The sequence below is a fragment of the Streptomyces lothianensis genome, from assembly GCF_047779955.1.
Taxonomy (GTDB): domain Bacteria; phylum Actinomycetota; class Actinomycetes; order Streptomycetales; family Streptomycetaceae; genus Streptomyces.
In genome coordinates this window covers 1-518 of the sequence record NZ_JBLMKT010000047.1, presented here as the reverse complement: position 1 = coordinate 518, position 518 = coordinate 1, and the positions used below count along the sequence as shown (strand labels likewise).

Below are 518 nucleotides of genomic sequence, written 5' to 3'. Positions count from 1 at the left end.
GGTGTCTCGATGCCTGCGGCGGCGAGGCCTGCCGGTGCGGTTTCGGAGAGTGGTACTCCGTAGCGTGCGAGTCTGAGTGGCATGAGGGATTCGACGGGTGCTTTGCGGCGCCAGGCGCGGCCGTAGCGGGAGCGCAGGCGTGCTTGGTAGACGAGTCGTTCCTGTTCGAGTTTGATCACGGCGTCGTAGGAGCGCAGTTCCCAGAGTTTCATGCGGCGCCAGAGCAGGAAGGTGGGGAGGGGGGAGAGGAGCCAGCGGGTGAGGCGGACGCCTTCCATGTGTTTGTCGGCGGTGATGTCGGCGATCCGGCCGATGGCGTGCCGGGCTGCCTCGACGGAGATCACGAAGAGGACCGGGATGACGGCGTGCATGGCTGTGCCGAGGGGGTCGGGCCAGGCGGCTGCGCCGTTGAACGCGATGGTGGCGGCGGTGAGCAGCCAGGCGGCCTGGCGCAGCAGGGGGAAGGGGATGCGGATCCAGGTGAGGAGGAGGTCGAGGGCGAGCAGGACGCAGATGCC

At 68.3% G+C, this 518-nt stretch carries 1 protein-coding gene; it reads right to left on the bottom strand.

Annotation, left to right across the window (positions count from 1 at the left end; translation table 11 throughout):
• Positions 1-518 (bottom strand): DUF2637 domain-containing protein (locus ACLF6P_RS17365; protein WP_415951311.1); only part of this gene is annotated, 518 nt, incomplete at both ends.